This is a genomic window from Flavobacterium beibuense F44-8, assembly GCF_000769915.1.
In the GTDB taxonomy this organism is placed as follows: Bacteria; Bacteroidota; Bacteroidia; order Flavobacteriales; family Flavobacteriaceae; genus Flavobacterium; species Flavobacterium beibuense.
The window spans coordinates 1-553 of sequence record NZ_JRLV01000055.1; the positions used below are offsets into that span (position 1 = coordinate 1).

General features: G+C 45.9%; 1 protein-coding gene. It reads left to right on the forward strand.

Annotation, left to right across the window (positions count from 1 at the left end):
• A partial coding sequence (locus Q763_RS17280; protein WP_035136324.1) for a tetratricopeptide repeat protein occupies positions 1-553 on the forward strand: 553 nt, incomplete at both ends.

A 553-nucleotide genomic window follows, 5' to 3' on the forward strand; every position in this document is an offset into this window, starting at 1 on the left:
TGTATGCCAGGATGGAGTATGTTGATGCCGCCGGTGAATACCTGAAGGTATCGGGCAAGAACGACCCTTATGTTTACAGACAGCTTGCCGAGAGCTACTACAATGTATTTAACAGCAAAGAAGCCGTGAAATGGTATGCCAAGGCTACCCAGAGCAATCAGGATGCGGAGATCTATTACCACTACGCCCAGATGCTGAAAGCCGAAGGCAACTATGAGGAAGCTAACGCACAGATGCAGAAGTTTGCCTCACTAAAACCTAACGATGAGAGAGCCATCGCTTTCAAACAGGATCCTAACTACCTTCCGAAGTTAAGAAACCAAACCAAAATGTTTGATGAGAAGAAACTGGACATCAACGATGAGAAGTACAGCTCTTTCGGAGCGGTACTGACCGATGATAACAATTTCTATTTCACCAGTGCAAGAAACACAGCAAGGAAAACCTACGGCGGTAACGAACAACCGTACCTTGATATGTATATGGCCACTTACAATGCCGACGGCAGTTTCAGTGAGCCTACCCCGATATCAGAGATCAATACCAAATGGCA